The 21,956-nt window shown below is 68.0% G+C and carries 16 protein-coding genes; 5 read left to right on the top strand and 11 right to left on the bottom strand.

The genetic code is table 11. The features are described 5' to 3' along the window. Positions 1–288: 288 nt before the first annotated feature. From rsmG to KLK06_RS10980, 3 genes are all read left to right on the top strand, one after another. Positions 289–990, top strand: coding sequence for a 16S rRNA (guanine(527)-N(7))-methyltransferase RsmG (rsmG, locus tag KLK06_RS10990; protein ID WP_374197105.1), 702 nt, complete (start codon positions 289–291; stop codon positions 988–990). A gap of 137 nt (positions 991–1,127) precedes the next feature. Then, positions 1,128–2,063 carry a ParA family protein gene (locus tag KLK06_RS10985; RefSeq protein ID WP_214635251.1) on the top strand — a complete coding sequence of 312 codons (936 nt, stop codon included), beginning with the start codon at positions 1,128–1,130 and terminating at the stop codon, positions 2,061–2,063. Positions 2,064–3,330: 1,267 nt separating this feature from the next. Next, positions 3,331–4,290 (top strand): ParB/RepB/Spo0J family partition protein, encoded by a 960-nt coding sequence (locus tag KLK06_RS10980; RefSeq protein WP_214635250.1) that lies wholly within the window; start codon positions 3,331–3,333, stop codon positions 4,288–4,290. A gap of 1,746 nt (positions 4,291–6,036) precedes the next feature. Here KLK06_RS10980 and KLK06_RS10975 read toward each other — a convergent pair. The 3 genes from KLK06_RS10975 to KLK06_RS10965 form a co-directional block, all read right to left on the bottom strand. Beyond that, a complete protein-coding gene (locus KLK06_RS10975; protein WP_214635249.1) occupies positions 6,037–7,086 on the bottom strand; it encodes an aminotransferase class V-fold PLP-dependent enzyme in 1,050 nt (349 codons plus the stop codon). A gap of 1,001 nt (positions 7,087–8,087) precedes the next feature. Beyond that, positions 8,088–9,044 carry a D-alanine--D-alanine ligase gene (locus KLK06_RS10970; protein ID WP_214635248.1) on the bottom strand — a complete coding sequence of 319 codons (957 nt, stop codon included), beginning with the start codon at positions 9,042–9,044 and terminating at the stop codon, positions 8,088–8,090. Positions 9,045–9,210: 166 nt separating this feature from the next. Next, complete coding sequence (locus tag KLK06_RS10965; protein WP_214635247.1) at positions 9,211–10,557, bottom strand: PLP-dependent aminotransferase family protein; 1,347 nt, start codon at positions 10,555–10,557, stop codon at positions 9,211–9,213. Between the two features lie 155 nt (positions 10,558–10,712). Here KLK06_RS10965 and KLK06_RS10960 point away from each other — a divergent pair, with 155 nt between their 5' ends. Next, the gene (locus KLK06_RS10960; protein WP_214635246.1) at positions 10,713–11,330 is read left to right on the top strand and encodes a GNAT family N-acetyltransferase; all 618 of its coding nucleotides are present in this window, start codon (positions 10,713–10,715) and stop codon (positions 11,328–11,330) included. Between the two features lie 97 nt (positions 11,331–11,427). Here the strand turns inward: KLK06_RS10960 and trxA are convergent, their stop codons facing one another. The 8 genes from trxA to KLK06_RS10920 all read right to left on the bottom strand — a co-directional run bounded on the left by trxA (position 11,428) and on the right by KLK06_RS10920 (position 20,384). Beyond that, positions 11,428–11,742 carry a thioredoxin gene (gene trxA / locus KLK06_RS10955; RefSeq protein ID WP_214635245.1) on the bottom strand — a complete coding sequence of 105 codons (315 nt, stop codon included), beginning with the start codon at positions 11,740–11,742 and terminating at the stop codon, positions 11,428–11,430. A gap of 41 nt (positions 11,743–11,783) precedes the next feature. Beyond that, positions 11,784–12,716 carry a thioredoxin-disulfide reductase gene (trxB, locus tag KLK06_RS10950; RefSeq protein WP_214635514.1) on the bottom strand — a complete coding sequence of 311 codons (933 nt, stop codon included), beginning with the start codon at positions 12,714–12,716 and terminating at the stop codon, positions 11,784–11,786. Between the two features lie 135 nt (positions 12,717–12,851). Beyond that, positions 12,852–13,772 carry an anti-sigma factor gene (locus KLK06_RS10945; RefSeq protein ID WP_214635244.1) on the bottom strand — a complete coding sequence of 307 codons (921 nt, stop codon included), beginning with the start codon at positions 13,770–13,772 and terminating at the stop codon, positions 12,852–12,854. Further along, positions 13,762–14,397, bottom strand: coding sequence for an RNA polymerase sigma factor SigM (sigM, locus tag KLK06_RS10940; RefSeq protein WP_214635243.1), 636 nt, complete (start codon positions 14,395–14,397; stop codon positions 13,762–13,764). The genes KLK06_RS10945 and sigM overlap by 11 nt, the downstream gene beginning before the upstream one ends. A gap of 16 nt (positions 14,398–14,413) precedes the next feature. Then, positions 14,414–15,919 (bottom strand): protein kinase family protein, encoded by a 1,506-nt coding sequence (locus KLK06_RS10935; protein WP_214635242.1) that lies wholly within the window; start codon positions 15,917–15,919, stop codon positions 14,414–14,416. Positions 15,920–16,084: 165 nt separating this feature from the next. Continuing rightward, positions 16,085–17,698: a murein biosynthesis integral membrane protein MurJ gene (gene murJ / locus KLK06_RS10930; protein WP_214635241.1), complete on the bottom strand. Its 1,614-nt coding sequence runs from the start codon at positions 17,696–17,698 to the stop codon at positions 16,085–16,087. After that, positions 17,695–19,812 (bottom strand): DUF6049 family protein, encoded by a 2,118-nt coding sequence (locus KLK06_RS10925; protein ID WP_214635240.1) that lies wholly within the window; start codon positions 19,810–19,812, stop codon positions 17,695–17,697. Before KLK06_RS10925 ends, murJ begins: the two co-directional genes overlap by 4 nt. Positions 19,813–19,859: 47 nt before the next feature. Beyond that, positions 19,860–20,384 (bottom strand): aminoacyl-tRNA deacylase, encoded by a 525-nt coding sequence (locus KLK06_RS10920; RefSeq protein ID WP_214635239.1) that lies wholly within the window; start codon positions 20,382–20,384, stop codon positions 19,860–19,862. A gap of 148 nt (positions 20,385–20,532) precedes the next feature. On the opposite strand from KLK06_RS10920, the gene KLK06_RS10915 reads away from it, so the two are divergent. Then, positions 20,533–21,936 (top strand): CCA tRNA nucleotidyltransferase, encoded by a 1,404-nt coding sequence (locus KLK06_RS10915; RefSeq protein ID WP_250905278.1) that lies wholly within the window; start codon positions 20,533–20,535, stop codon positions 21,934–21,936. Positions 21,937–21,956 lie beyond the last annotated feature (20 nt).

Here is a 21,956-nt window from a genome sequence, read left to right as displayed (position 1 = left end):
TTCGCACGCACGCACGCCGACCGGCCGCCGTCCCCGCACTCGGGGGATGGCGGCCGGTCCGTGTGCGGGGCTTCTGTCTTTTGGAGCGCTCCCACCGGATGGGGGGCGTCTGAGCTGATGAGTGGGGCATCCCCGTACAAGGTGGAACTCGAGGTGCAGAGTGTGGCGCGCGGACCTCATTCAGGCCGCCCCGCTAGTCTTCCAAAGTGATCGCACGCCTAGCCTTGGGTAGAGACCACCGCCCGGCGCGCCACCCGCCCATAACCCCCAAGGAAGGGCCACCAACCAGTGACCGATGAGCTGCCGCCTCCGCCCGACGAAGCGCGTGAGCTGCCGTCTCCGCCCGCTGTGGCGCGAGAGGTCTTCACGGGCGATGCCTGGGACCGCGCAGAGGCGTTCGCCGAGCTCCTGGCCGGCCCCGGGGTGGTACGCGGGCTGCTGGGCCCGCGCGAGGTCTCACGGATCTGGGATCGCCACCTGCTCAACTGCGCCGTCGTCGCCGAGGCCGTCCCGCCGGAGGTGCGGCTGGTCGACATCGGCTCGGGCGCCGGCTTGCCGGGCCTCGTGCTGGCGATCGTCCGGCCGGACATCACGGTGACCCTGCTGGAGCCGCTGCTTCGCCGTACCGTCTTCCTGGAGGAGTGCGTCAAAGCACTCAAACTGGACAACGTCGAGGTGTTGCGCGGTCGGGCGGAAGAACTGGCAGGCAAACGTGAGTTCGACGTCGCCAGCGCCCGTGCGGTCGCACCCCTTGACCGGCTGCTGAAGTGGGCCATGCCACTCCTTCGCGAAGGCGGCGAGTTGATTGCCATGAAGGGGGAGCGCGCCGCGGAAGAACTTGCCGAGGCGGAGCCCCAATTGCGGGCCTGTGGGGCGAGGACAGCCGAGCTTGTGACCGTCGGGCGCGGTAAGGTCGAGCCGCCTGCAACATTGGTTCGGGTGGTAGCGGGTCGTGCGCCGGAGTCCGGTAGGCGGCGACAAAGGAGGTGACGGTCATGCCAATCGCATCAAGCGGTCTTGGCTGGCCGGACAGCCCTCTGTCCGAGAGTCCCAGCGGGGTTGGCTGGCCCGAAATGGGCGTGTCGCGACAGCCAATTCCTGGCACCGGCCTGCCACTGGTTGAAAGGATGGCCAACGTGACCCAGACCCCCCTAAACCCCGGTGATTCGCCGTTGGTACGAGAGGCGCTCAGCTCAGTGGTTTCACGTGAAACATCTGCCACCCAAACGGCCGCCGCCAAGTCAGGCGAAGCGCCCGGGGGAGGCGACGGTGCCTGGCCCAGGCCGCCCAAGTGCCGGGTGATCGCGGTGGCAAACCAGAAGGGCGGCGTCGGCAAGACCACAACCTCGGTCAACATTGCCGCCGCGCTCTCCATGCACGGCCAGCGCGTCCTCGTCGTCGACCTCGACCCCCAGGGCAACGCCTCGACGGCGCTGGCCACCGAGCACCGTGGCGATGTTCCGGACGTCTATCAGGTGCTCGTCGACGACCTGCCGATGGCCGACATCGTCAAGGAAGTGCCGGACATGCCGGGCCTCTACTGCGCGCCCGCCACCATCGACCTCGCCGGCGCCGAGATCGAGCTCGTCTCACTCGTCGCCCGTGAAGCCCGCCTCCGGCGCGCACTGGCGGCCTTCGAGGCGATCGAGCTCGACTACATCATCATCGACTGCCCGCCGTCGCTCGGCCTCCTGACCGTCAACGCCCTGGTGGCCGCCGAAGAGGTCATGATCCCCATCCAGTGCGAGTACTACGCGCTGGAGGGCCTGGGCCAGCTCCTCCGGAACGTCGACCTCATCAAGGCGCACCTGAACCCCACGCTCAGCCTGTCGACGATCGTCCTCACCATGTACGACGGCCGCACCCGGCTTGCGTCCCAGGTTGCCGACGAGGTCCGCGCCCACTTCGGCGAAACCGTCCTCAGCACGGTCATCCCACGCAGCGTCCGTCTCTCGGAGGCCCCCAGCTACGGTCAGTCGGTCATGACGTACGACCCCGGCTCCAGCGGCGCGATGGCCTACATGGACGCCGCCCGAGAAATAGCCCACCGCGCCAACGCCTGACCTTCCGCCGTGCCGTACGGCTGATCTTTTACGGCCGCACGAACCTCGTACGGCAGGGTGCGGCAGTCGGCTCCACGGACCATGTCCACAGCTTGTTTCCGACTGGCGGGGTCCCACGGACGGCTTCCGCGTGTGGACGGTTTCCGCGTACGGACGCTCACGGATGGCTCTCACTCCCCGGACGGCCGTCACAAATTGCCCCCCGGCTCGCCTTCTCAAGACAGCCCCGGACCCCGCCCGCACAGCTTGCACTAAAGACGACCCACAGACTGACTGCTTCCCCTCCGCTGACGCCCTCAGACTGCCGCACGGACGACCCACGGCTCGAGTTCCATGGAGCACCTCCCACGAACGGCTGCCGGATCGCCTTCCACGAAACGGCTTCCGACCGTCTACCGTAGGACGGCGTACGGACCGTCTTCCGCGGACGGACCACGGACCGCTTCTACCGGCGGTCCGGCTGGCAGTCCTACCGGCGTGTGCCATTGGCGTGTAACCGCTGGCATGTCGCCATCGGCGGTTGCTGGGCATCCTCGAATGCCTCTGCCCTCATCACTCCTCGCCGCCCACGTCCCCAAGATCGCTTGATCCTCGTTTACTCAGGGAACTTCGCTTACCCACGGCGCCTCGGCCAGCCACGGCGCTTCGCTTACCCACGGCGCTTCGCTTACCCACGGCGCCTCGGTCACTCACGGCACTTCGATCACCATGACAATTCGGTGTCTTTAAGACCCAGGTGTCCCGGCTGTGCCCAGGCCGCGTCCACGCCGCCGCCGACCCCCAGGATGCCTGCAGCGCGTTTGCGAAGCACACGCCCTTGGCCTCGAGGTGCTCGCGACGCCCTGGGGCACGCACTGCACGCGCGTCGAGCGTGTGGCCACAGCGGGGGAGCGGTCCGGCACACTCGTGGCGTACGCACACTCGTGGGGCGCCTCACCACGCTAGTGGCAAGGCTCCGACACGCCCAGGGAGCGCACGGCGCATTCATGGAGTACAGCACCCGCGAGCACACACGCACCGATTCCCCCGCCCCGACCACCCATCACTCCAAGGCCGGGATCCTGCCGGGATCCTTTTGAACAGTCGTCTTCGCGGTCACACTCATTGGGTAGGCCTGCAGAGGGCATGCCTGGTCGGATGTGTACGCGTGAGCTTGTGGCGGTGTAAATCCGGAGGAACCGCGCGTGGCGAGCGGGCACCCCGTTGCGTTGACGACGGTAACCTCTCCTGGAGTGACCGGAATCGGCCCGGTGGATGAGGAGACGCAGTGAGTCAGCAGCGGCGGGGATTGGGCAAGGGGCTCGGGGCACTCATCCCGACCGGTCCCATCGTTGACGGCACGGGGACAGTCGCCCCTGCGAATGGAGCAACGGGGGAGACCGGCCCGAGGCCAATTGCCGGAGCGTACTTCAGGGAGATCGCCCTCAGCGCGATCATTCCCAACCCGCGCCAGCCCCGCGACGTCTTCGACGACGACCGCCTCAATGAATTGTCCGCGTCCATCCGCGAAGTCGGCCTGCTCCAACCAATCGTCGTACGCTCGGTGGGCGGCGGCCAGTACGAGCTGATCATGGGAGAGCGCCGCTGGCGCGCCTGCCAACTGGCCGAGCTCGACCCGATCCCCGCGATCGTCCGCAACACCCAGGACGACGAACTTCTCAGAGACGCCCTGATCGAAAACCTCCAGCGCGAGCAACTCAACGCCTTGGAAGAAGCCGCCGCATACCAGCAGCTTCTCGACGACTTCCGGACGACGCACGAACAGCTCGCCCAGAAGGTCGGCCGCTCTCGTTCCCACATCACCAACACCCTGCGCTTGCTCAACCTCCCGCCGGAGGTCCAGCTCCGCGTCGCCGCCGGCACCGTCAGCGCCGGCCATGCCCGTGCTCTCCTCAGCCTCGACAGCCCGGAAGAGCAGATCCAACTGGCCAAGCGAATCGTCGCCGAACTCCTCTCGGTCAGGGCCGTCGAAGAGATCGTCTCCCTCGGCAGCTCGAAGGCGGCCCCCAAGGCCACCCGCGAACGCCAGCCCAACAAGCCGTCGGCGCCCGGCCTCCTCCACCTCGCAGACCGCCTCTCCGACCACTTCGAGACCAAGGTGAAGGTCGACCTCGGTCGTCGGAAGGGACGCATCGTGGTGGAGTTCGCGACGATCGACGACCTTGAGCGCATCATCGGCACCATGGCCCCCGAGGCGGTCCGCGCCATGAAGGACGCCGAAGACTGACCCCTGTTTCACGTGAAACCATCGGCCAGCAAGCCCCGCGCCGCCTAGGGCTGTTCGCCAAATAGCCCGTGTTTCACGTGAAACACTCGCAGCTTCTCCTCTCCGTCCGCCAGCACTGCCACGTCCCATGAACACCGCTACACCCCCGCCACAGCTCCACCCTTTCTGCCGCCACCTCGTCTCTCCGCACCGCTCCGCACCGCACCGCGATTCGGAACCGCGCCGCGTCTCTCGGTATCGAACCGAACCACGCCGCCGGAACCGAACCACGCCGTCCGGAGCGCACCGTCCGCGCTGCCTCCCCTCTGTCTCTTCCCGCGCCGTGCTTCCCGCGCCGCGTGGGCCGGGGCCGCGTGGGCCGGGCCTGGCGAGGCAGGGCTGGGCGGAGTACTGCCCCCCGCGACCCACATTGCCTATGCTTCGCCTCTTCTGTCTCCGCTGCATTCCGCACAGGACACGGTGTTCTGCGCGGCGCTGGGTTTCCTGCGCCGCGTCGTCCGCATCGCACCATCGGCATCGCGCGTCTGCACGGCGCCGTCTGCGCGGTGCCAAAGGCATCACACCATTGGCATCGCGTCACCCCAGCCGCGCCGCTCCTGCCCGCCATCAGTTCCTTTCTGTTTGCGCCACCTGGTCTGTTTGCGCCACCTGGCGCCACATGCCGTGTCTCGCTCCCTCCTCCTCTTCACGATGTGCCTCGCATCTCAGACGTCCGCTCCGCTTCTAAGTCACCCGCGTATGCGGCGCCTTGCAGTAGGCCCGGGCCGTGCCCCATTTCGTGCCAGTCGCCAGTCGCTAACGGCCAGCGCTGAGCGACGAACCACAAGGCCAGTCACGAACGACGAACGGGGCGGTCGCGAACACGGACGCTTCATCGCATGGCAGGTGTGGCGGAACTCCGGGGTGGGGCGAGGTGTGCGGGGCGCTGAGCGCAGCCGCGGTGGCGGCTGAGCGCGCCGGGGCTCAAGGCGTATTAGCTCCGAGCGGGGTGGGGTTGGGCTGACGAGACGAGACGAGACGAGACGGGGCACGGCGGAGCGGCGGAGCGGATTGGCCGCGCGGCGACGCGGCGCGGAAAGGCGGAGCGGTGCGGGCCGGAGCGGAAGGGCTAGGCGAGGCACGGCGGAGCGGCGGAGCGGAACGGGGGGCCGGCGCGGGAAGGCGGAACGGGGCGTGCGGCGGGGCGGGGCGGTGCGGCGGTGCGGCGGTGCGGCGACGCGCCGCGGAAAGGCGGAGCGGTGCGGGCCGGAGCGGAAGGGCTAGGCGAGGCACGGCACGGCACGGCAAAGCGGCGGAGCGGCGGAGCGGAACGGGGCGGGCCGGGGCGGCGGGGCGCGATGAGGCGAGGGCTGCGGGTGACTGAGTTGTGCGTGGGGGCTCGAAGCGTGATTGTCCCGAACATGGCGGGGGTGAGTACCAGCGAGCGAGTGAGCTGTGCGGGGGGTTCGAAGCATGACTGTCCCGAAGCTGGCGTGGGTCAGCGTGGCGGAGCGTGGCTTGGCGGGTGCGGTGGTGCAGGGCACGGGTGCAGGTGGGGGTGAGATGCGAGCGCCGTTGGCGTGTGTGGTGTCGGTGGAACTTGGGGGCGACGATCTTGTTGGGGTGGGGGGTGGGTGGTTTCACGTGAAACAGAGGCGTTGGCGGGCTCGTTGGCTGGGGTCTGCGGCGATGTTTCACGTGAAACCGGGAGTCGGGCGCCTAGCGGAGCGGATGAGTTGGGAGCTTTGGAGAAGAGCCAGCCGGGGGTCAGAGAGTGACGAGGGATTTGCGGATGTCGTCGAGGAAGTCGTCTACGTGGTCCGGGGTGGTGTCGAAGGCGGTCATCCAGCGGACGATGCCTGCGGCCTCGTCCCAGTGGTGGAACAGGTAGCGGTTGAGGAGGGCGGCGGTGGCTGGCTTGGGGAGGGTGGCGAAGACGGCGTTCGATTGGACGGGGTAGGCGATGGTGATGCCGGGGAGGTCGGCGATGCCGTTGGCGAGGCGGGTGGCCATGTGGTTGGCGTGGGTTGCGTTGTGGCGCCAGAGGTCGTGGGTGAGGAGGGCGGAGAGTTGGGCGGAGATGAAGCGCATTTTGGAGGCTAGTTGGAGGGACTGGCGGCGGAGGAAGGGGATGGCGTGGGCGAGGGAAGGGGAGAGGACTATTACCGCTTCAGCCGCTAGGGCGCCGTTCTTTGTGCCGCCGAAGCTGAAGATGTCCACGCCGACTTCTGTGGTGATCGCGCCGAGGGTGGTGTTCAGGTGGGCGGCGGCGTTTGCCAGTCTGGCGCCGTCCATGTGGAGGAGTAGGCCGGCGGCGTGTGCCGTGTCGGCGAGGGCGGCGATTTCGTCGGGGGAGTAGCAGGTGCCGAGTTCGGTGACTTGGGAGATGGAGACCACACGGGGCTGGGGGTCGTGGTGGCTGCCCAGGGTGCCGAGGCGTGCGGTGATGTCTTCGGGGCGTAGCTTGCCGTCGGCTGTGGGGGTTGTCAGGAGCTTCGTGCCCAGTAGTCGCTCTGCCGCGCCTGTTTCGTGGGTGGCGATGTGGGCGGTGTCGGCGCAGACGATGGCGTCGTAGCGGCCGAGCATGGGGGCGAGGCCGACCATGTTGGCGCCGGCGCCGTTCAGGACGGCGAAGCCTTCCGCCTTGGGGCCGAAGGTGTCTTTGATGTGGTGCTCGAAGGTCGATGTCCAGCGATCGCCGCCGTAGGCGGGTGCGTCCCCGTGGTTCGCCGCCGTCATGGCTTCGAGGATGGTGGGGTGGACGCCTGCGTGGTTGTCGCTGGCGAAGCTCTTGGGGTAGGTCGAATCGGTCAGCACATAGTCAGGCTATTTCAGGCGTTAGAGAAGGAAGGGGGGAGGGGGAGGGCGGGCCGGGTGCTAGCCATCCATACATGGCTGGGGGGCAGCGGCTTCTGGCTCGGCTCGGCTCCCCACCAGGTTCGTGGTGATGCTCGCTGTTGTGGGGGACCGGCGGTGGGTCGGCGATGAGGGCCGCGCGGTGCGTCGAAAGTGCGAGTCCGCTCGGGGTTGGCTGAGAGAGCGGGTCACGCGGGGTGGGTCACGCGGGGTGGGGAGAAAATGCGGCGCGCGGGAGTGGGCTGGGGGAGACGGAATGATCACGTCGGTCGCTGGGCGCGAGCTGGTGTGGCGAGCGGTCGTGAGAGGCGAGGAAGAGGAAGGCGAGGAGGAGGAAGGCGAGGAAGGCGTGGCCTGAGAAATTGGACCAGGGGCGGCGATGGGACTGAGGACGGAGATATGCGGGGGAAGAAGGAAGGGCAAGGCGCGGCCGGTGCTGGGGTTGTGTAGCGAAGCGGGGGTCGTGCTGGGAATGCCGAGGAGAGGTAGGAGAGCGCCTGGTCGTAAGGCGAAGGCAGGGGGCGGAGCGAAGGGTACGAAGCCGAGCAGAAGCTCGACGCTGGAGGAGAAGGGGGCAGGGTCGCATCTGGGATACAAGGCAAGGCAATGGGATTGAAGGCAAGGGAAGGTCTCCGCTCGGCGTGTGAAGGCGGAGTGGGGTCGCGCCGGGATTGCCGAAGGGAGATAGGGGAGCGCCTGGGCGTGTGAAGGAGAGGTGGGGCCGGTAACGGGGTTGCTGAGGGGAGCTATAGGAGTGTCTGGCAGCGCCAGCGGGCGCCCCAGTGCCAGCCCGACGTGGCGAAGGCGTGTGAGGGCGGAACCGGGTACGGCCGTTCCCGGGGGAGAGCCTAGGCGTGCGACGGCGAGGTGAGGGCGGCACCGGACGTACAAAACTGGACGTACGAAAGACGTATGGAAAAGACGTATGAAGGCGAGCTGGGATCGGCGCTCTGGGGATGTGGTTAAGCCTGGAAGCGGGACGCCGCGTTCTGGAGCAGGGTCCGACAGAGGTCGCCAAGGTCCTGGCCCGCTGCCTCCGCCGCCATCGGCAGCAGGGATGTCTCCGTCATCCCGGGAGCCACGTTGACCTCCAGGAAGTGGGCCTCGTCCGAGGCGTCGACGATGAGGTCTGTGCGGGAGATGTCGCGGAGGCCCAGGGCGGTGTGAGCCGTGACGGCGGTTTCGGCGCAGGCGGCCGCTGCCTTGGCGGACAGGCGGGCCGGAGCGAAGAACTCGGTGTGGCCGGCGGTGTAGCGGGCCGCGTAATCGTAGACGCCCTCGTCCGGGACGATTTCGACGGCAGGCAGGGCGATCGGGCCGTTGCCCAGGTCGACCACCGAGACCGCTACTTCGACGCCCTCCACGTAACGCTCGATCAGCGCCGTGTCGCCGTACGCGAAACAGCCGACCATCGCGGCGGGTAGCTCTTCGGCGGTGCGGACGATCGAGGCGCCCAGGGCAGAGCCGCCGCGGGCGGGCTTGACGAACAGGGGGAGGCCGAGATGCTCCACGATGCGGCCCAGGACGGCGGTGGCGCCGAGGTCGTGGAAGGTCTCCTTGGGCAGGGTGACCGACGCGGGGGTGCGCAGGCCGACCGAGCGCACGACCGCTTTGGCGGTGGGCTTGTCGAAGGCGACCCGGCATGCGTCGGGGTCGGCGCCGACGTAAGGGACGTTCAGGAGTTCGAGGATGGAACGGATGGCGCCGTCCTCGCCCGCGCCGCCGTGCAGCGTGACGAAGACCGCGTCCGGAGGATCGGCCAGGATGTACGGCACGAGGGACGCGTCAGTGTCGCGGGCCTCCACGTCGATGCCCACCGCCCGCAGCACCTCGCTCACCCGGCGACCCGAGCGCAGGGACACCTCCCGCTCATAGGAGAGTCCCCCGGCCAGCACGAGCACGTGGCCCAGATCGCTCATTAGTTCTCCTCCGCTGATCGCACACGCTGTCCAACCGTACCGGCGCTGGGGTGGAATGGTGTACAGCAGGTGCTTTCTACCGTACGGGTAACGGAGTTTCCGGGCGCATCGGTATACGCCACGGCGAATTCGGCCGGCGCCCGCTCTGGACGCCGGCCAAAGAAGGTCAGGCCAAGTCAGGCCCGGGTGTGTCCACGCCCAGGTGCCCCCGAGTCGACCCCGTCCCGAACGTGTCCCGCAGCTGGATCTCCTGCTCGATCACGCCGGCCAGCCGCCGAACGCCTTCCCGAATCCGATCGGGCTCGGGGAAGCAGTAAGACAGCCGCATCTGCCGAGCCCCACTCCCATCGGAGAAGAACCCGGTCCCGGGTACGAACGCCACCCGCTCCGCCACGGCCCGCGGCAGGATGGCCTTCGAGTCCAGGCCCTCCGGCAGCGTCGCCCACACGAAGAAGCCCCCGGCCGGTCGTGTCCAGCTGACCTCGGGGGGCATGAGCGCCGAGAGCGCGTCGAGCAGCGTGTCGCGTCGCTCGCGATAGAGCTCCTTGAACGATTTGATCTGTTCCTGCCACGGCTGCGTGGCCAGGTACTGGCCCACGGCCAGCTGGGTGAAGGACGAGTGCGAGAGCACGGCCGACTCCATGGCCAGCACGAGCTTGTCGCGGATGGCGTGCGGCGCCAGCGCCCAGCCCACCCGGAACCCGGGGGCGAGCGTCTTGGAGAACGACCCGAGATAGACCACGCCGTCGGGATTGTCGGCCCGCAGCGCACGCATGGGCTCGCCGTCGAAGCCGAGCAGCCCGTACGGGTTGTCCTCGATGATCAGAACCCCGGCCCGCTGGCAGATGTCGAGCACCTGCTGCCGCCGCGCCACGTTCAGGGTGACGCCGGCAGGGTTCTGGAAGGTCGGGATCGTGTAGAGGAACTTGATCGGGGCACCCGCGGTCTCCAGCGCGTAGATGGTCTGCGCGAGGGATTCGGGAATGATGCCCTGATCATCCATGGCGATATGGACCACTTTGGCCTGATATGCGGCGAAAGTGCCGAGGGCGCCTACGTACGACGGGCCTTCGGCCAGCACCACATCACCCGGGTCGATGAAGATCCGGGTGATCAGATCAAGCGCTTGCTGCGAACCTACGGTGACGACCACGTCGTTCGCCCCGGCCTGGATCCCCTCCAACCGCATCACGTCGCAGATCTGCTCACGCAGGTGCGGATCGCCCTGCCCGGAGCCGTACTGCAGCGCGACGGTACCGCGCCTGGTGACCAGATCGGACACCAGCTCGCCGACCATGTCGAGAGGGAGGGCCGTGACGTACGGCATGCCGCCCGCGAGCGAGACCACCTCGGGCCTCGACGCGACGGCGAAAAGAGCTCGGATCTCGGAGGCGACCATCCCGGTAGCTCGAGCGGCGTACCGATCGACGTAGGCGTCGATGCGCGACCCTTGGGTCGCGGGCGTCTGACCGTGATCAAGCTCTTCCGTCACGGTCCACCTCCTTGGTGTCATTTGTCGCTGAACTACCAGATTACGCCAGCCGGACATGTCGGCTGTGACCGGGCCTGACCGTGGTGCTAGCCGGTGGCGGGACCGTCACTGGGCTACGATGCCAGGTGGGGACGCGTTTTTCGCGCGCTTTTCCGGGTCAACGATTGGGGCCGTAGTTGTCGCGTCGGCTGGTCAACATAACCCTGGACAATCTGGACGATCTGCCGCGCCGCTGCCGACGGTGCGTCTTCTGGGAGCTCGACCCGGTCAGCGGGGAGCGCGCGATCGATTCTGGTGATCCAGCGCTGGAGAAAGAGGCATGGCTCTCCGGCACGCTGCTCGAATGGGGCAGCTGCGGCAAGATCGTGTACGTCGACGGGGTGCCCGCCGGATTCGTCGTCTACAGCCCGCCGCTCTACACCCCCCGTTCGGTGGCCTTCCCCACCTCGCCGGTCAGCGCGGACGCGGTGCTGCTGATGACCGCGCACATCATCCCGGAGTTCTCGGGTGGCGGCCTGGGCCGGATGCTGATCCAGGGTGTGGCCAAGGACCTGACGCGCCGAGGCGTGAAGGCCATCGAGGCGTTCGGCGACCTCAAGTGGGAGGAGCCGAGCTGCGTGGTCCCGGCCGAATACCTGCTTTCCGTAGGTTTCAAGACGGTACGCCCGCATCTGCGGTTCCCCCGGCTCCGGCTGGAGCTGAAGACCGCCGTCTCGTGGCGTGAGGACGTCGAGGTGGCCTTGGAGCGCCTACTCGGCTCCATGAGCCCGGAACGCGCCCTTCGCCCCGTCTGACGCCTTCTCAGGACACGACGGCAAGACACGGCCGCAAGCGGAAGCCCCCTGAGCGAATCTCGCCAGGGGGCTTCCGGTTGAAACGGTACGGGCGTCGTCAGATGAGGCCCTCGAGCTCGCGCAGCAGCATGGCCTTCGGCTTGGCGCCGATTATCTGCTTCACGACCTCTCCACCCTTATAGACGTTCAGCGTGGGGATTTGGAGCACACCGTAATTGCGGGGGACATCCGGGTTCTCGTCGATGTTGAGCTTGACGATCTCCAGCTTGTCGCCGTGCTCCTTGGCGATCTCCTCGAGGATGGGCGATACCTGACGGCATGGGCCGCACCACTCGGCCCAGAAGTCGACGAGCACGGGCTTGTCGCTCTTGAGGACCTCGGCCTCGAAGGTGGCGTCGGTTACTGCCTTCACGGTGCGCTCCTTAGTTGTCTGTCGTTCGTGGCCGGCCGGCGTCAGCTGTCGTTCGTGGCCAGCCAGCGCTCGGAGTCGAGTGACGCCGAGCAGCCGGTGCCGGCCGCGGTGATGGCCTGCCGGTAGATGTGGTCGACCACGTCACCCGCGGCGAAGACGCCGTCGATGTTGGTCTCCGTGGTGGGCGCGGACACCTTGACGTAGCCGTCGTCGTCGAGGTCGATCTGCCCCTTGACCAGCTCGGTGCGCGGGTCGTGGCCGATCGCTATGAACAACGCGTCGGTGGCCAGCTCGGATTCCTCGCCGGTCTTGAGATTGCGCAGCTGGACGGCCTCGACCCGGTCGGTGCCGAGGACGTCGACGACCTCGCTGTCCCAGACGAAGCGGATCTTGTCGTTCGCGAACGCCCGATCCTGCATGATCTTGCTGGCCCGCAGCTCGCCGCGGCGGTGCACGACGGTGACCATGCGGCCGAAGCGGGTCAGGAACGTGGCCTCTTCCATCGCGGTGTCGCCGCCGCCGACGACCACGATGTCCTTGTTGCGGAAGAAGAAGCCGTCACACGTGGCACACCAGGAGACACCGCGACCGGACAGCCGCTTCTCGTTGGGCAGGCCGAGCTCGCGGTAGCCGGAGCCCATGGCCAGGATGACCGACTTGGCGTAGTAAGTCTCGCTGTGAGTCTTGATCACCTTGGGATTGGCCGCCAGGTCCACTTCGAGCACGTCGTCCGCGACCAGCTCGGCGCCGAACCGCTCGGCCTGCTTGCGCAGGTTGTCCATCAGGTCCGGGCCCATGATGCCGTCGGGGAAACCGGGGAAGTTCTCGACGTCGGTGGTGTTCATCAGCGCACCGCCCGCCGTGACCGAGCCCTCGAAGACCAGCGGCTTGAGCTCGGCACGCGCGGAGTAAACGGCCGCCGTATATCCAGCGGGACCGGATCCAATAATGATCACGTTACGCACGTCGCTCAACGCTCTCACGCCTTCCTCGTCTGCTCTTGCCTGTCGCCTCAACAGATCCTAGGCCGCCGTGATTCCCGGGCTCGTTCTCAACGCACGCCCAAAACGAAAGAGCCCGCCGAAGCGGGCTCTGACGTGGGAATCAAGCTACCAACTGCCCACCGTGGGCTTGCGCAGGTTCTTGCAGTTGAACGGGTCGACGATGTCGATGCGGAGCGTCTTGGCCGACTTGTTCTTCCAGGAGGTCATGATGACGGCCTCCTGCCCGTTGTACTGCCCCTGGTCGACCGCGAAGACCTTGAGCTTCGTACGGTTCGCCACCCGATTGACACACTTGTCGACCCCGGCGACGTCAGAGGAGCCGCCACCCACTATGGGCGCGGGCCCGAAGAAGCTTTCGAGTGGCTGCTTCAACTCCTGGTCGCTGTAGTTGTGCCCGCTGTCGGTCAGCGCGTACGCCTTGGCCCGTACGTCCGACCTGGTCGGAGACGGCGCGTCAGCGGTCACCCCCTGCTGCCCGGCGACGATGGTGCCACCACCCGAGAACAGGTTGGTCGAGATCACCGCGGTGCCCACCACAGCCGCCGCGGCGGCAGCGGCGACCGCGGGCATCGCCCACCGGCGTCGTCGTGCGGCCCTGCGTCCGGCTGGGACGATGGTGCCGTCGTCGGAGACCACTCCTAGGCGTACCGGCTCCGGCAGAGGGTCGTTTCCCGCCAGAGGGTCGTTTCCCGGTTCCCACGGAGAGTGGCGTGCCGGAGCCTGCTCCCACGGGGAGTCCCGCATGAGCTCATCCCAGTTGGGTGGTTCCGCGAGGCCGACACCCCCCCGCCCGGATCCCGCTTCGGCGGCCAGAGCCTTGTCGATGCGCAGTGCGACCCCCATCGGCATGGCCGGAGTCGGAGTCGCCGCGAGCACCTCGCGAACCGCTGCCAGATCGGCCAGTAGCTCCCCACAGGGGTCGCATACCGCGAGATGCTCGCGGACCTGGCGGGCCGTGCCAGCGTCTAGGAGACCCTCGGCCAACTCGGCCAGGATTTCCAGATCGTAGTGCGTATCACCCGTCACGAAGTTCTGCTCCCTTCGCGGATGAGACGCGACTGAGGTCCGATCGGTTCCGCAGATGCGAAAGAATCGGGGCAAGTTTCGCGCGCCCCCGCGCGCACCGGCTCTTCACCGTCCCGCTGGGCACTTCGAGCACCTGAGCTGCGTCTTCGACCGAATAGCCCATCATGTCGACGAGCACAAGTGCGGCCCGCTGGTCTGTAGGAAGCATTTTCAGAGCGGCCGAAACCTCCATCGAAACCTCACGCTCACCCGTCTGATCGGGCATGGGCGTGTCACGCTCGGCGGCCTCGATGAGCTCGTCATCGGCGACCGGTCTGACAGATTTGCGGCGCATCCGGTCAAGGCAGGCGTTGACCACGATCCGGTGCAACCAAGTGGTGACCGCGGCCTCGCCGCGGAACGTGCCCGCCTTGCGATAGGCGGATACGAAAGCGTCCTGCACGGCGTCGGCCGCCTCGTCGGGATCGCCCAGCGTGCGCAGGGCAACGGCCCACATGCGGTCACGGTGTCTCTTGACGATCTCGCTGAAGGCGTGAGGATCCCCATTGATGTGCGCGGTCAGCAGCTCGGCGTCGGTGACGGCGGGCCGCTCCGCGGATGAAGGTGTATCAGATGGGGAGTTCACAAGAGGGATTCCTGGGTTATGCCGATCCGGGAGAATGCACCACTACTTCATAGATGGTGCCATGAAACTTGCCCGCATCTGCCGGAAGCCGGGTAAACCAGATCAAAACGTACCGACCGCTCGCGGCTTGATCAGGCTTCAAGGTGATCTTCCCGGACCCGTTTTTCTCCTTGGCGACGGTCTTCAGCGAGCCCAGCTCGGGCGCGTCGCCGACCTTCAGCTCGACGCTCGCACCGGACGCTTCGGCCAGCGTAGCCACCACGTCGCCGATCTGCACGGACTTGCCCATGTCGAGCAGCAGACCCACGCCGTCCTTGAGATTGCCCAGGTCGGCGCTGTTGTAGTTCTCAGTCTTCCAGAACGTGCTGGGCTTGCCGTCGATGGCGAGCGGCGCCATCTCGCCCTTCTCCTCCCGGTCGGCGAGCGGGTCGAAGCCGCTCGCCTTCTCCGGCTTGACGACGACCATCGGCTGCGCGGACGCGGAGGCCGAGGCGGTCGGGGAGGTCTCCGCCTGCGGGGCGTTCGGACTGCCCAGGCTGCGGCCGATCGTCCAGGCGCCGACGCCGACCGCGGCGATGACGAGCAGCACCACGACGGTCATCAGCACCCGGTTGAGCATGCTGCCGCCGCTCGGCGGGCGGGGCGGCCTGGGTCGGGGCTGCGGGGGCTGCTGCGGGCGCCGTTCGGTCTCGATGCCTTCGGAGTGCGAGGCCGACTGCACCGACGGCGTCGGGGGATAGGCGATCGGGATGGGCATGGGCCGGGCCACGTTGGCGAGCGCGTCGGCGATCTCGGACGGGCTGGTCAGCGCGGCGTGACCCTTGCGGGACTCGGGAAGGCAGGCCCTGATGGTGACCGCGTCGAGGTATCCGGGCACTCCGGCGGTGACCTGGCGGGGCGTGCAGAAGTGCCCGTCGATCATCGGCGCCGTGGGCAGGCCGGTCTCCTCCTCGTCGCCCGGCCAGTGGCCGGACAGCCCCGCGTAGAGCAGGCGGCCCAGCCCTTCGGCGTCGTCGAGGGCGGGCTGGTCGGTGGTGAGGCCGGACAGTGCCGCGTCGACCGCGACGCCGAGCACCTTGACCGTGTTGCCGGTCGTCCACACCAGGTGCTCGGGGCGCAGGCACAGGTGGTAGAGGTCGGCCTCGTGGGCGTGGGTCAGCGCCTCGGCGGCCTCGGCGACCAGGCCGGCGGCTCGCTCCGGCTCCAGCGGGCCGGCCGCGAGCAGGTCGGACAGGGTGTCGCCGGTCACCCACTCGCTGACCACGTACGAATGGTCGTCGTGCTCGGCCGCGTCGAACACCTGGGTCAGGCGCGGATCGGTGAGCCTGCTGGCGGCGCGGGCGGCAGTGACCACTTCGTGGACGCGGGGAAAGTCAGGGGAGAAGGTGTGGACCGCGACGGGTCGCGCGAGGATCTCGTCGATCGCCTTCCACAGGGTGGCTCCATCGGACTCGCTCACCCTGTCCTCAAGCCGGAAGCGTTCGGCGAGACGGGTGCCGGGTTCGACCGACGACGTGCTCACTGACTCACTCCGCTCGGCCGCTCGGGGGTGCACATGACTCGACTCACCTGCGTGGGGGTGTACCACGTAGGCACGCTATGCCGGGTGGTTCCGCCCACGCCCCTCCTGCTTCCATTCGCGCGTGTCGGCACCATGCTAGTGCCGAGCCGGTTCCACCCGCGTTCTTTACCGGCCTACCCGCCCGGCAACCATCCCAACGATCGAGTTGACTTCCGGGATGCGCATGCGATGGGCGACGCCCAGGTACAACAGCATGCCCAGCCCGCCGCCCACGGCCAGTGCGATCAGCGAGTTGAGGAAGGTAAGACCGCCGAACACGTCCTGAACCGCCCAGACGCAGACCAGCGCCAGCACCGCGGTGGGCAGCGCCGACAGGTACATCCTGGTCAGAGCCATTCCGATCTTCCAGCCACCCAGCCCCCTGACGCGACGAGCGGCGAGAATCCAGGCCCCGCCCGCCCCGATCGTATAGGCGACGGCATAGGCGAAGGCCAATCCCATCACCGCGTAGCGAGCCGGCAGCAGGACGTTGAACAGTACCATCAGCAGCGCGTTGACCGCGGTCGTCGCCGCGCCGACGTAAACGGGCGTCCGGGTGTCGCCGAAGCTGTAGAAGACCCGCAGCAGCAACTGGAAGATCGCGAACGGCACCAGCGCCAGGCCGTAGACCTGCAGCACGTTGCCGATGTAGACGGCCGAGTCCGCCGAGGTGACGCCATGGGCGTACAGCGGCACGGTGATCGCCGGGCCGAGCACCATCAGCAGCAGCGACACCGGAACCATCACCGAGCTGATGAGCCGCACGCTCGATCCGAACTCGGAGCGGACCTCGTCGAGCCGCCCCTCTTCCACCGCCCGGCTCATCTTGGGCAGCATGGCCGTGATCACCGAGACGCCGATGACGCCGTAGGGGAGCTGGAAGAGCTGGAAGGCCAGCGTGTACGGGCTGATGCCGTGACCCTGCACCGCGTCGCCCGCCGCGCTGGACAGGTTGGTGGTCAGCATGAAGCCGAGCTGAGTGACCACCACGTAGCCGATGGTCCAGATCCCCGCCCGGCCCATCTCGCCGAGCCGCGCGTTGCGCACGTCGAAGCGCGGCACGAAGGAGAACCCGATCCGCTTGAGCGCGACGATCAGCACGGCGGCCTGCGCCACGATGCCCGCCGTGGTGCCCACGCCGAGCAGCGCGATCTGGCCGTTCGTGACCAGCGCGATGTCGCCACCGGCCTTGCCGGCCACCACGAAGTAGAGCACCAGCACGCAGATGACCACGAGGTTGTTGACCACCGGCGCCCACATGGGGGCCGCGTAGCGGTCACGCGTGTTGAGAATGGCCCCGGCGACCGCGCCGACGCCGAAGAAGGCCAGCTGCGGCAGGATGAACCTGGCCAGCAGCACCGCGACCTCGAACTTGCGGCTGCCGGGCTCCCAGTCGGTGGTGTAGAGGTCGATGAGCAGCGGGGCCGCCAGCACGGCCAGCACGGCGACGACCAGCAGCGCGACCGTGGCCAGCGTCATGAGCCGCTGCTCATACGCCCGCCCGCCGTCGTAGTCGCGCTGCTGCGCCTTGACGATCATCGGCACCACGACGCTGCTGAGCACGCCGAGCAGCAGCAGGTCGAGAATGCTGTACGGGATGGCGTACGCCGCGTTGTAGGCGTCGCCCATGGCCAAGGTGCCGATCGCGGAGGCGAGCACCATCGTCCGCACGAATCCCGTGACCCTGGACACCATCGTGCCCGCCGCCATGATGGCGCTGGCCCGCAATATGCGGCTCATACGGTCTCACTCTCCCGGCTCTTGGCGGCCCGTGCCAGCCGTCGCTGCGATCTGCGTCGTAGCAGCCGTGTCACGACGGCGGCGAGCATAACCGCCAGCGCCGCCCCGACGATCACCAGGGCGATCCCCGTGTAGCCGGTGGTGCGGATCGTCAGCTTGACGGGCTTGCCGTACTTCAGGCCGTTCCTGGTCATGAGCTGGACGCTCACCGTGGCGTCACCGCTGGTCGTCGCGCTCATCGGCACCTGGACGCCGCCGTTGTTGTCATTGGGGATCGTCAGCAGCTTCTTCCACGGCGTGGAGTCGATCTGGAGAAGCGCGGGGTTGTTGCTCTTCACGTCGATGTAGAGGGCGATCGTCTCACCGCTCGTGTTCTTCACACTGATGGGCACCTGGCCGTTGCTCCCGGCCAGCTGGCGCAGCTGGTCGGGGTCGGCACCGGTGATCGAGATCTTGTTCATCTCGGTCTGGACGGCCTCGTTGACCAGCTTGGTGGCCGCGCGGCCCGCGCGCGTGTTGTTGCGCCAGGACGCGGAGGCCAGCCTGAGCACCGCGGCGTCGAAGTCGGAGTGCGGCTTGGGCACCTCGGCGATCAGAGAGGTGAGCTGCGCCTTCGCGGCGACGTCCTTGATCGGGCCGAGGTATTTGGCGCTGAGCTCTTCCTTGCGGTCCTGGTCGGTGTAGGTGAGCGCGGCCCTGGGCGTGGGCGTCTTGCTCGGCTTGATCGAGCTGAGCGGGGTCAGCGTCAGCCACGGCAGCCGGTTCGCGGTCTTGAGCAGGGTGTTGACCAGCGTCGGGTTCGGGTCCCAGCGCCGCGAGGGCGCGATGACCAGCGACCTGGGCTTCGTCTGCCCGGGTTCGGCGGCGATCATCGCGGTCTCGGCGATGAAGTGCTGTTTGTTCAGCAGGACCGAGCTCGGCGCGGTGGAATCAGGCTCGAACGTGCGGGTGAGCTCCGGGTCGGCGACCAGCGCGGTGACCGGCCCCTGGACGCTGTCGAGCGTGCCGGCGGCGTCGGGCGTGAACGTGACCGGCGGCTGCGGCGGCAGGTTCGTGGAGTTGAGCAGAACCCGGTCGACCTTGGCGACGGAGAGCAGGTCGAGCGCGTCGGGGTCGAGCACGCCCCCGGCCGGCCAGTTCGTGGTCAGCGGCACGTCGCGCTTGAGCAGCTCCGTGGCGACCTGGCGGCCCATCTCGATCGCCGTGCGGGTCTGGCCGTCCAGGCCCTGGTGGGCGAGCGCGGCGACGTCGGGATCGGCGTACGGCGTGGCCACGACCGGGGAGTCGGCCAGCGCGGTGCGCAGCGAGTCGAGCCACTTCGTGGCATTGGGGTCGGCGGCTTGGTTCTTGCCCTTGAGCCGGTGCGGCTTGGACAGGGCCTGCACGTCGTCGAGGAGCGCGGGTTCAAGGAACCACGTGACGCTCTTGGGCGCGGTCGAGGCGATGCCCGCCAGTTGGGCGAGCCGGCCCTTGCCGGTCAGCAGCGCGCCCAGCTTGTCGTCGACGAAGTTGTCGTCCTCGGCGCGATGCGCCTGGTCGATGATGGGCAGGGCGATGGCCAGCCGGTTGTGCGGCAGTTTCTGGGGCGTCGGCGGCGCGTACGTCAGATAGGTGCGCAGCGAGGTGAGCGGCACATTGAACCGGGCCACGTCGACGGCCACCGGATAGACGCCGAACGACGTAAGCCCGAGCTGCACGGGCGTCGCCAGGATCTCGAAGGCCTTGGAGGCCCCCGCGTCCAACGCCGGGATGTCCATGAAGGAGACGCGCTGAGAGACGATCGGCGGCAGGGTCGCGGTGTTCGGGTCGGACTGGTAGGCGGACATGGTGGCCCGGTCGGGGAACTTCTGCGCCGAATAACGCAGCTGGACCCGCAGATTGGTCATCGCTTCGCCCATGTCGTTGCGGACCGTGCCGGTGATCTTGATCTGCGTGGTCTGGCTCGTCGGCACGTCCGGTGTGATGGACGTGATCGAGATCGCCATCGACTGCCTGATCGCCTTCGCGGCGGTCGTGCCCGGCGTCTTCACGGCAGCCGTACTCGGCGTCGTCGCGACCGTAGGCGCGAGCAACGCGGCGGAGAGTACGGCGAGGAGCGTGGCCTTACGGATCACGCGTCCGCCCGAGCTGGAGTACGACGCACGCCCGCAATGGTACGGGCTCAGTGCCGTATCGCGACCGCCTGACGGGTTCCTCTAGGTCGTGGGACACGCAGGTTCACCGTCTTGCCACGCAGGAGTTTCAGCAGGTCAAGGGCGCGCATGGTGAGGGCCGTGTGGCGCTCGCCGGTGGCCGTGAAGATCGCATCGGCATCGGCGCGGAGCCGGTCGTCCACGACCATGGCCAGGTCATCGGGCAGCAGAAACGGGCTGACGAGCCCGGCCGCGTAGTCGGTGGCGGAGTTGACCAGGAAAGCGGGGGCGAGCCGGACTTTCCGCACCCCGAGCGCACCGCCCACGGCCCCGGCCTGCGGCGGATCGGAGACGGCGGAGACGACGGCGACGACGACCTCGCGGCCGATTCTCGTGGCGACCTCGAACACCGTGACCGCCACGCACCGCTCGGGCGCGGCGGAGACCGCATCGGGCAGCTCTTCCACGCAAGTCATGGGGCGCGGAAGGCGTACGATCTCATGATGGACCTGGTGTGCGAGGAGCCAGCGGTGGATCGCGAGGGCGTCCTTCATAGAAGACCTCCTTGCCTGGTTCCATGGCCCCGACGGTCCCCTGACCGACGGTAACCCCGACTGGATGTGGCTCGGGGGATATGTTCCGGAATCAAAGGACCTACCCAGCTTGTCCGACTCAAATCTGACCGAAAGCCAGCAGCGGGCCATGACCGACCTGTTCCGCAAGATCGCTCCGGTGGCCGACGAGCTCGGCCGGTTGTTCGCCGCGAAGGGGCACGAGCTGGCCCTCGTCGGCGGCCCGGTGCGCGACCTCCTGCTCGGCCGCGTGGGCAACGATCTCGACCTGACCACCGATGCCCGGCCCGAACGGGTCCTCGAGCTGGTCAGAAACTGGGCCGACTCGGTCTGGACGATCGGCATCGACTTCGGCACGGTCGGCGTGCGCAAGGGCGGCCTGCTGCTGGAGATCACCACCTACCGCAGCGAGTCGTACGACCCCAAGTCCCGCAAGCCCGACGTCATGTACGGCGAGACGCTGGAGGCCGACCTGGAGCGGCGCGACTTCGCGGTCAACGCGATGGCCGTGCGGCTGCCGGGGCACCAGTTCGTCGACCCCTACGGCGGCCTGACCGACCTGGCGGCCAAGCTGCTGCGCACGCCGGGCACCCCGGAGCAGTCCTTCGACGACGACCCGCTGCGCATGCTGCGCGCCGCCAGGTTCGCCTCGCAGCTCGGCTTCACGGTCGACGCCAAGGCGATCCAGGCGATGACCGATATGGCGGAGCGCATCGAGATCGTCTCGGCCGAACGCATCCGCGACGAGCTCGACAAGCTGATCTGCGGCACCTACCCGCGCGAGGGCCTGCGCCTGCTGGTCGAGACCGGGCTGGCCGCGCACGTGCTGCCCGAACTGCCCAAGCTGCGCCTGGAGATCGACGAGCACCACCGGCACAAGGACGTCTACGAGCACACGCTGACCGTCCTCGACCAGGCCATCGCCCAGGAGGACGACGGCAAGCCCGACCGGATCCTGCGCTGGGCCGCGCTCCTACACGACATCGGCAAGCCCAAGACGCGGCGGCACGAGGCGGGCGGGCGGGTCTCCTTCCATCACCACGAGGTGGTGGGGGCGCAGATGTCCAAGAAGCGCATGGCCGAGCTCAAGTTCCCCAAGGACGTGACGGCCGACGTGTCGCAGCTGGTGGAGCTGCACCTGCGTTTCCACGGCTACGGCACGGGCGAGTGGACCGACAGCGCGGTGCGCCGCTACGTGCGCGACGCCGGTCACCTGCTCGACCGGCTGCACAAGCTGACCAGGGCCGACTGCACGACCCGCAACAAGCGCAAGGCGACCGCCCTGTCTCGCACGTACGACCAGTTGGAGGAGCGCATCGCCCGGCTGGCCGACGAGGAGGAGCTGGCCAAGATCCGCCCGGAGCTCGACGGCAACGAGATCCAGCGCATCCTCGGCGTCGGTCCCGGGCCGATCGTCGGGCAGGCGTACAAGTTCCTGCTGGAGCTCCGGCTGGACAAGGGCATGGTCGGCAAGGAGACCGCCACCGAGGCGCTGCTGGAGTGGGCGCGGGAGACCGGCGCGGCGCCCGCTTGATCAGGCCGCGAGCCCGCGCT

It is taken from the genome of Nonomuraea sp. NEAU-A123 (assembly GCF_018603905.1).
Classification (GTDB): domain Bacteria; phylum Actinomycetota; class Actinomycetes; order Streptosporangiales; family Streptosporangiaceae; genus Nonomuraea.
Note: the sequence above shows the minus strand (reverse complement) of the source record. Positions and strands in the feature narration are given on the sequence as shown.